Here is a 9797-nt window from a genome sequence, read left to right on the forward strand (position 1 = left end):
AGGTCGCCGTCCGAATTCCCGAAAGCCGCCACGGGCCGCTTACCGATGGCCAGCTCAATACCCACGGGCTTGCCGGGGCCGTCGTCGATGAAACCAATGCCGGGCATCTTCCGGATGTACGGGGTATCGTTCTTCAGTTCGAATTGCAATTTGGCGGTGCTGCCAACGACCTGTTCCGGCGGGATGCCGTAAGCGGCGGCGGTCCAGGGGCGCATGAACTCCACTCCGCCGCCGGAAACGATATACGTTTTAAAACCGGCGTCCTGCAGGTAGCGGATAAGCTCGGTCATGGGTTGATAGGTCATGCTGCGGAAGCGGCGTTGTTTGAGGGGATGCTTCGCCGTGTCGATCCAGGTGCGGACCTGTTGTTCGAATTCGGTGGTGGTCATGCCGGTGTGGGTGCGGAGCACGATCTGGGCAATGCCTTTCTCCCCGCTTTTGAGGGCGCCGGCAATGTCGTTGCGGAGGACGGATGCGAAGGGTTCTTCCTTGCTCCAGGAAGGGTTCTCCGCAGCGAGGCGCTTTACCTGGTCGAGCGCGAAATAAAACTGGAAATACAGGGGCTGCTCCGACCATAGCGTGCCATCGTTATCGAATACGGCGATCCTGTCTTCCCCGGGAATAAACTGCGGGCTTCCTGCATCCGTGACTTTTGCCACAAAGCCGGTGATGGCGGATTTGGCGGGACCGTCGGTCCAGGAAGGGAGCGGTTCCCCACGGGGCGACCGCTTTGCCGAATCCTGCGGGGCATTTTTGCCCGGGGAGCCGCCGGAACAGGCTGCCAGCGTTACACAGAAGCATACTGCCATCAGTTTGAAAATCCGATACATATTTCGCGGTGTTTGATGTCAACAATCACCCGCGCACAGCAGGGAGCGGTGCGAACAGGAGTGGCTTTGTGATGATTGCTGAATATGCCGGGGAGGTGGGTAACGGAAATAATAACACACGCTCCCGGAAAAAGTTCAGCGTGCAGATGAAAAAGGGCCGCCGTGATGGCAGCCCCTGTCTTAATAACATCTCACGGCGCAGATCGCAGCCGGCACGCCGGCGGAAGGATGATCGGCTTCAATATGCAGTTTGGTGGTGCGTACCGGTGTATCCGGCACAATGCGCTGGAAGGCCTGGTAATTACCTTCTTTCTCAGCGATCACATTCCCGGCATCGTCTTTCACACGGTAATTGCGGACGCAGAAGGGCATCACGGTTTCGGGGTGCGTCATCAGCACGGATTCCATGGGATGATCGTAATCGGTATCGAAAAACAGTTCTATGCTGCTGATTTCTTTCGGCGTATCCCAGGACAGGGTGAGCACTGGCGCGGGATCGTTCCAGTCCGCCACCCAGGCGTTGGGCTGATCCACCGGGCGCTCGATGCCGTTGGCGACATTGGCCGCGGCGAAAAGCGCCAGGCCATCATTGACTTTAAAATCGAGGTTATGGCCTTCGGGACGGCGCTGGGGGCACCAGAACTCGAAAGCGTCCATCCCGATGTCTTCCGGCGGCGTTTGTTTGCCGTAGTTGGACACGGCTTTGTTGATGGTGTTGAAAACGGATAAAAGGCCGGTTACGCGCTTTCCGGTGTAATGCAGCTGCACATCGGCGTTGCGGAAGAACGTCACGAACGCGTAGGACGCGGCCGGCATTTCCGCGTTAAAATCCAGCTGGAGGCAATTGCGGCCAGGCTGCAGGGAAACGGCCTGGCGGGCCAGTGTAACGTCCGGCGTATGGTTGCCGCTCTTTCCGCTGATGCGCAATTCAATGTCCAGCGTGGTTGCCGAGGCGGCTTCCGCATGGAAGGCCATCACCGGTACTTTCCCGGCGGGGAGCGGCACCATCTGCGCCACGGATATGTCCAGCGGCTTGAGGATGGGCTCGCCGGGGAATGCGCGGAACACCAGTTCGCTGCTGGCCGTGATGTTTGCGGAAGCGGCGAGGTCGCCGGGGGCGGAATAGCGCAGTCCGGGAATGTATTGACCGGTTTGCAGGAGGCGTTGCTGCAGGGCGCGCGTTTGTTCTCTGGCGATGATATCCGCCGGGAGGATATCCTGTTCTTTGCAGATCACGGCGGCCATGGCGGCGGCCTGGGTCACGTGGGCCGAAGTGGCCATAACGCGGGTGGAGCCATACGCCACATGCGATGCGCTGATGCTGCGGCCACCCAGGAAGAGGTTGCGGATGTTGCGGCTATAGAGCGTGCGGTAAGGGATCTGGTAGATGCCTTTGCTATGCCACTGGTTGCAGCCGGGTTTTTCGCTGAATACGCCATCGGCCGGGTGCAGGTCGATGGACCAGCCTCCGAAAGCCACGGCGTCCGCATGTTCGCGCTGCTCCACGATATCCTGCTGGATCATCATGTAATCGCCTTCGAAGCGGCGGCTTTCGCGCCTGCCCGGAATCATGCCCACCCATTCGAGGGTGAGGTTTTCGGCTTCGGGGAATTCGCCGGAATTCTTGATGTGGTTCCAGACGCCGTACACCACTTTCCAGAGTTCCCATTTGATGGTTTCGGTATCGTGCACGGTATCGAGCCGTCCGCCGTATTCGATCCACCAGAGTTTGCAGCCATACTCGCGGGCGTTGAAGCTGCGGAACCTTGGCACTTTGGTGATATCGTCCAGCGCGAAGGCCGGGGGCGTAAAGGTGACGGGCCGGCCGGTGTCTTTGCTGTAAAAGTAGAGGCTGTGGCCGAGGAGCTCGCCGTATTCCTCCGAAGGAGCAAACAGCTCGCCGAATTCTTCCTTCTTCTCCGCCCCCATCCGGAACGCCGCGCCGGCCAGGAAGCCCACTACGCCGTCGCCGGAGGCATCCAGGAACAGGGGGGCTTTCAGCAAATATTCGGTTTGGTTCTGGCTGCACCAGGCGCGCAGCGCGGAGATCGTTTCAGCATCTTTCTTTTCTACCTGGTATACGGCGGTATTGAGTAACAAGGTGATGTTGGGCTCCTGCGATACCTTGTCGAGCAGGATCATATCGAAGATTACCGGGTTGCCTTCCGGGTTGCGGTATGTGTTTTCCACGAGTATCTCATCCACCACGCCCCCTTCCCTGGCCCAGCGGTTATTATTGCCCATGTGGGAGGTGGCGCCGAGTATCCACAGGCGCACTTCGCTGCTGGCGTTGCCGCCCAGTACGGAGCGGTCCTGCGCCAGCACCACTTTCAAACCCTGCCGCGCGGCAGTGATGGCGGCGCATACGCCGGAAAGGCCGCCGCCGGTGATCGCCAGGTCAACAACAATGTTCTGTACCGGGAAAGTCCGTGACCCGGCTGCATCTTGCTTGATCATATTCGTTTTTTATTTGCCTAAGGTTATTTTTTCACTGGTTGTCATTCTGCCATCGCGGCCTTCGAGCGACAGCCAGCATTCCACTGCGCCGGCCGCATCCAACGGAACGGTAAACTCGAACGGGTACGCATCATCCTTCAACCGCATTTCTTTCCCCGCTGCATCCGTATAATGCAATTGCACGGAGCACCACTGGTTATCATCGTCTTCCAGGAACAGGAACAACCTGCGGCCGTAAGCCCCCAGCCGGAAGAGCATCGCTTTCGCATGGCCAGCCTTGATCTCGGCGTAATCGTTCCCTGTATCCGTACTGCGGGTTAAAATCCGCTCCTGGAACCGCACGGCGGGCTCCGCACCTTCTATCACAAAAACCGCAATGCCGCCCGGCGCCACTGTACAGTCGAACGCACCGTTTATGATCCTGCCCGCCGTCGCGCCGTTCAGCGACACGACTTTACTTTTCGCAGATGTGGCCACCAGCGAATCGTTGAGCCGGATGCGCGAATGCACGGTTGCGTTGCTTTGATTCGTAAAAGCCAGGAACAGGCTGTTGCCTTTCCGGCCGGCGATGTAGTTCAGCTCGCGGCTGGTGCCCGTTAACAAGCGCGCCGGCATCCACAGCCGCACGTCTTTCTCTTTGTAAAAACTCCCCGGTGCGCTGCCGTACATTTTATTCTGCAGGTACGCATATCCTTCGATGTATTCCGCCGGGAAACTGACCTGTCCTTTGCTGCGCACGAAAGCATCCGTCACCAGGTAATCGATCAGCATCGAAGCCATGGGCAGGATGTGGTTGTAATGGAAGGAATTGACGCTTTGGGCCTTGTGCGCATGCAGCGGGAAGTTCTCCTGCTCATACGCCGTTGTCCGCTCCGTATTGATATGATATCCGGGGAAGTTGCGGTAGCGGCCGATGGTGGCGGCTTTCGCGACGTTCATAAGAAATGTGTCTTTCGCGTAGTAACCGATGCGCAGCATCCAGGGCGCGAAGTTGGCCATGAAGATGCCGCGGTGGCCGGTGGAAGTGCCCGACGACTCCGGCGTCAGCCCTGTTTCAGACAGCCGCCAGGCGGGCGCTTTCTCTTCGGGATAATACATCTGCGCATGGCCTTTCGAACGCAGGTACCAGTACATCGGCGCTTTCCCGCCTTTATTCACGGTGATGGCGCTGTCGGGGATGCCGGGGCTCATCCAGGTGAACATCGTGTAATGCCGGGCGCCTTGCACGGCGGCGTTGAGATACGCAGTGTCGCCCGTGAGCTCGTATAACTGCGATAATTCGATCCAGCGGTTGGTGAATGCCGGCCAGAAGAAGAAGCTCCCGGCAAAGGGATCGTCAAAAGCAGTCTGCGGCTGCGCAACACGGTCGCGGAGATAGGCATTGGCTTTCGCAATGGCGGTGGAGAGATAATGCTGTTCGCCCGTGGCTTTGTAGAGATGCATGGCATTGATCCAGCTGGCGCCGTCTTCCTTCACATCCAGGTTACGGACGCGGGCCACTTTGTATTCCTTCTCCATCAGCCGGAGATAAAATGGATTGGATTTACCGAACACACTGTACAAAGCCGCCAGCTCCGACAAGGGCGCTACCGGCCCTTTGAGCCGCCTCGACGGACTTTGGATCTTCTGCAGGCTATCGAGGCTGAAAAGGAATTTCTCGCGGCTGAGCATGAATTCCGTCAGCGGGTAAGCGCGCTTCTCGAACATCACGGAATCGTCGCGGACGATAGCGAGCTCCAGCGGGTTGAGGCTGGACACGTTTTTTACTGCGCCCGGCACGTCGGTGGAATAGGCGAAGCCTTTAAGGCTGTCCACAAACCAGGCATAGTGCGTCATGGCGTAGGCGGTCATATTATCGAGCACCGTATTGAGCGATGCGATATCGTTGCGGCGGTAATCTTTGAATCCGAATATTTTCTCCGCGATGAATTGATAGGTATGCGTGATATCCTTCGGTTCGGCTACGAGCTGCACCGAAAAATCAAACGTCTCCCCTTTCTTCATCTGCGATCCGTATCCACCGGGGATGGGTGCGTAGACCTGCGGCTGGAGCATTCCCTGTTCATTTACCAGCGCAATGCCGAATTGGCTGTTGGGCAGCATGGGCAAGGGTTGGAAGGGAAGATGTTCCGGCGAAGCGAGCACACCGAGGGTATGTTGCCCCGTATTAACCATCGTGGCCGGCAAAGGCGCCATGAATGCCGGCGTGAGGTATCCGGCATCGGGGATGCGGCGTTCCTGCCAGATGAGCGGCTGCCAGATTTCCTTTACTTCCGCAGCGCTGAGGGCCGGAGCACCTGTGTAGCCGATGCTGTAGAAACCATCGCGGGAGGGTTTGTAGGTGAAATGTAATACCGGGTATGGCTTTGCGGAAATGAGGAGATAGGCGCTGAGCGCGGTGTCGGGGAAGGAAAAGAAAACCGTGTCGCCCTTCCTGCGTATGGCGCTCGCGCGGAGGATCTCGCTTTCGCCGGCGTTGAAGACATTCGCGGTACGCCATTCGGATTTAGTGCGGAGGATGCGGTCGTCGAACCCGTCGCCGGCCATCGACGCCTGTATCTTTTTCTGCCTGAAATCGGCCCGGCTGCTGTCTGCCACTTTCCAGGTGAGCACGTTGTATTCCACGCGTTTGATGCCGGCGGGCTTGAGCGCCATACCGGGATCGCTGCTGTTGTAGAGGATGCGGAATGTGGGCAGGAAAGTAAATTGCCGTCCCGCCGAGGTTACCTGTATGCCTTCCGCGGCCGATGGTACACGCACCTGTGCCCTGGTCACAAGGTTCATCAGTAAAAGACAGGCGATCAGACGTGGAAATCCGTTTTTCATATTGTGTTTTTACTTCCCGATTATCAAATGTAATATGGCGCAGGCAGGGCTGTGACACCCTGCAACGCAAAAATCCGGTGGGAACATTCCCAATTTGTGGGAGCATTCCCAAACAATTCCTCACCCGCCTCCGGGCTGTACCGGAACGCCTTTCAGGAGAATCCGGCCGAGGTATAATGCCGTCTGCGCGTATTTCTCCGGGTGCTTCGTGATATCCTCCCATTGCTGCGGCCCGAGGATCGCCCGCTTATCCGGCTGTTGGGGCGAAAGCCGGATCGTGACGGTGTAATTTCCTTCCGGCAGCGTAAAAAATTGGTGTTGCCCGCGGTAGCGGTTGTTGCAGTAGCTGTTGAAGCGGTTCACCGGGAGGCTGTCCCCTTCCACCAGCCGGTAAACCTGCGTACCGGGCACGAGCGGCGGTTGCACCTGCATGGGCCTGCCGTTCACTTCGATGGTGATTTGCCCGGCATCCGGGCCGCCGATATCGAAGATCCCGAACCCGGTGCCGCGGAACCGGAAACTGAACGAGGCGCCGGGTTCGGAGGTTTTCTCTATGGCAGGAAACCATGCGGCAAACTGCGGCTTCGTGATTTGCTCCCATGATCCGCTGAATTGCGCGATGCTACGGGGGGCATACATTCTTCCGCCTTCCCAGTTGTCCGGGAAAACGGGTTCGGGCAGCTGTCGTGATGCAGATTTGTGGGGAAGGCGTTGCAATTTTTCCAGGCTCCGGGCGATAGCGGCCGCGTAGAGGTTCCCGCCGGCCTGTAGCGGGTGGATGCCGTCGGTGGAGAAAAGTATATGGCCGGAGGTGTCGTTCGCATGGCCTTTCCAAGTGAGTTTGCCTTCTTTTTCCAGGAAGGAGGCTTCCATGCCCAGGTGCACCGACGGCACGCCGTAATGCGCGGCCACGGTCTCCAGTCCCTGGACGGATGTCGGCACTTGCCCCGATGCGTAAATGGCGGTTTGCTGCCCGGTGATCGTATAAATCATGCACACTTCGGCTCCGGCGGCCTTCACCTGCCGCACGATCCCTTCCATCCCGGGCGCGTAAGCACCGTTCACGGCGAACTCCACAAACACGAGGTCGGGTTTGTACTGCAACACCTGCTCCTGCACCCGGCAGGCGCCGAGGTCGGTGCCGGTGCCGGAAACGCCCGCGTTGATGGCGGTAATCGCATTCCGGGGGAACATGTGTTTCACATATCGCAGCACCTGTGGCCGGTATCCCGCGTTCCCCTGGGTGATGCTGCCGCCGATGAAAGCGATCAGCAAAGGTTTCCCGGCTTTGGCTTTCGCGAAGAATGCCGGCAGGCCGTTGCGGGGGATGCATTCTTTACCATGATTGAAATCCCCGGCCTTCACCAACGGCACAGCGGGCGATACCTCGAAATACAAGGGCGACGCGCCACCCTGCGATGCAGCAATCAGGTCGTTGTTGCCCTGGGCGAGCAAGGGCCCGGCGGCGGTCAGCCACAGCGCGGCGATCAGGGTGCTTTTATATCTTCTCATAATCGCATGTTCTTTTCAAATACGCGGCCTTCTTTGGTCGTTACGGTAACTTTTACGGCGGCTTCCTCCCCTGGCTCTACGGGATGGAACGACCATTCAAAGGGGTAGGCCGTCAACGTGGCTTCGCGATGGTTCATGGACACCACTACCCGCGCGCCTTCGGAAAGGGTGGATTCCAGGTAGCCGTACACGGCATCCCATCCAAAGGGCGTACGGATGCGGAAGAGGTAACACTTCCCGATACCCGGGCCGAAATCGGTTGACTGCATGCCTTCTTTCAGCGGGGAGATTTTCGGGCGGGCGTTTTTCTTGCCGGCCACCGGGAAACTTAGCGCCGCAAATTGTTTCGGCGGGATGGACACGGTAACGGTGCGCCCTTCCAGCCCCATGCTTTCTTCTTTCTCCAGATGCATTATCCCGCGCGCACCGGCGGCCACCGGCGCATCCGCGCCCAGTGTGATCCGGCAGGTAACAGGTGCATCGGATTCGCTGTTGAGCAGGATCCAGAAGCGCTTATCCGAAATGCCGGTCACGTAGTTCACTTCGGGGTGACCGACGGTTACCAGGCCGCGCTTCATCCATAACTGCACGCCTTCGTCCCCCATCACTTTTCCTTTACCTGCGCCGTAAACCCGGTTATTGAACCAAACGAACCCATCCTGTTTCACATAAGGGAATTCCACTTTTCCGCCGCTGCGCTGCTGCATTTCGGTGACCAGGTAATCGGCCGTGAAGGCAAGATGCGGGGGAATATGGTGATAGTAGATCGAGCTGACGTCGGGGCCTTTGTACGGGAAATCCGGTTGCAGCGTGATGTCCTGGAAACCGGTGGCGTAATATCCCGGATAATTGGTGAACCGCCCGATCACGGCGTTGCGGGCATAGGTTTCGTAAATCTTACGCGGGCGCTGCTGGAAGAGGCGCAGCAGGTGCGGCGCCCAGCTGCTCATGTACACGTGGCGCACCAGTTTCCCGGGATCAAAAAAAGTATACGGTTGTTCGAAACCAAGGCCTACCGGCGACACGATTGCCTGGGGTACCTGCTTCTCCTGCACATCCCCCGGTTTGCGCGGAAAGCCTAAACGATATTTCTCACCACCTTTCCACCACATCGTGGTATTGCCTTCGTAAGTATTTCCGGGGTGGATGGCCTGCACCGTATCCTTCACCATGGGATAACTTCTCACCCCCGCGATCGTATGGAAAGCCGCGTATTCCGCAGCATCGAGGTAGTTTTTGTTGCCTGTTACATCGTAGAGATCGGGCAGATCCCACCAATTGGCGTAGAACGATGTATTGTAAAATGGCTGTTTTGTAAGCGGGGTACGCTTCGTCCCGTATACTTCCTCCTTCACGAACGCATCCGCATGCGCCACCGCGGAATCCAGCCAGCTGCGCTGACCGGTAAACCGGTACGCCGCCAGTTCCTGCGACCATTTCGGAACAGCAACCGAATACCCGCTTGCATCGCGTACCGCATTATCCGGTAGCGCGATTTTTCGCAGCCAGGGATTGGCGTTGCCCAACAGCTTATGCAAGCCTTCGAAGTACGCGGTCGTGAACTGGGAACCGAACGGACTGAGGGTCCCGGCTTTTTTGCTCATGCCCTTCTGCGCCCAGCGGAAGCCGCTGCGGCTGAGGGTATATTCGATCACCGGCAATGCCCGGCTGATGAAAAGTTCTTCGTCATATCCCAGCACCGCCGCAGCAATCACTGCCAGCGGGGCCGACTGCACCACGGTGGGCGCGGCTTTGGGGTCTCCTTCGATGTCATAGAAACCCTTCAGTGCCGGCGCCCATCCCGCAGCTACATCGTTCTTCATCAGATCGATGATATTAAACATGGTTTCCGTTAACGATAATTGCTGGTGCCGGTAATCACGCACGCCGTAAACACTGTCCGACACATATTCCAGCGCCTGGTTCCAGCCGTCCGGCGCTGCGCCGATGCTGAACGAACGGTGAAGCTGTCCGCCGGCTTTCAGTTGCCCATCCTTCAATCCCGGAACAGGCGAAAATACCACCGGTTGCAGATCGTTCTTTTCGTTCTGCATGCCGAATCCCATCACAGACGTGCCTGCCATCGCCCAATCGAGCGGGAAGCCGTCGGGTGTGCCGGAAATGAAGAGCGCGGTTTTATTATCTTTCCGTTCCGTAATGGCCACCGGTTGC

The 9797-nt window shown here is 58.1% G+C and carries 4 protein-coding genes and 1 pseudogene; all 5 read right to left on the reverse strand.

Annotation, left to right across the window (positions count from 1 at the left end; translation table 11 throughout):
• On the reverse strand, positions 1-809 hold an 809-nt coding region (locus tag Q0510_RS16830; protein WP_298714413.1), incomplete at its 3' end, for an HAD family hydrolase.
• 201 nt (positions 810-1010) lie between these two features.
• Positions 1011-3287, reverse strand: coding sequence for an FAD-dependent oxidoreductase (locus tag Q0510_RS16835; RefSeq protein ID WP_298714416.1), 2277 nt, complete (start codon positions 3285-3287; stop codon positions 1011-1013).
• Positions 3288-3296: 9 nt separating this feature from the next.
• Positions 3297-6113 carry a hypothetical protein gene (locus Q0510_RS16840; protein WP_298714419.1) on the reverse strand — a complete coding sequence of 939 codons (2817 nt, stop codon included), beginning with the start codon at positions 6111-6113 and terminating at the stop codon, positions 3297-3299.
• Positions 6114-6233: 120 nt separating this feature from the next.
• On the reverse strand, positions 6234-7625 hold the full coding sequence (locus Q0510_RS16845) for an SGNH/GDSL hydrolase family protein (RefSeq protein ID WP_298714422.1): 1392 nt from the start codon (positions 7623-7625) through the stop codon (positions 6234-6236).
• A pseudogene (locus Q0510_RS16850) lies at positions 7622-9797 on the reverse strand (hypothetical protein); the annotation flags it as partial. The pseudogene Q0510_RS16850 and the gene Q0510_RS16845, both read right to left, overlap by 4 nt.

The sequence above is a fragment of the uncultured Chitinophaga sp. genome (genome assembly GCF_937874145.1).
Taxonomy (GTDB): domain Bacteria; phylum Bacteroidota; class Bacteroidia; order Chitinophagales; family Chitinophagaceae; genus Chitinophaga.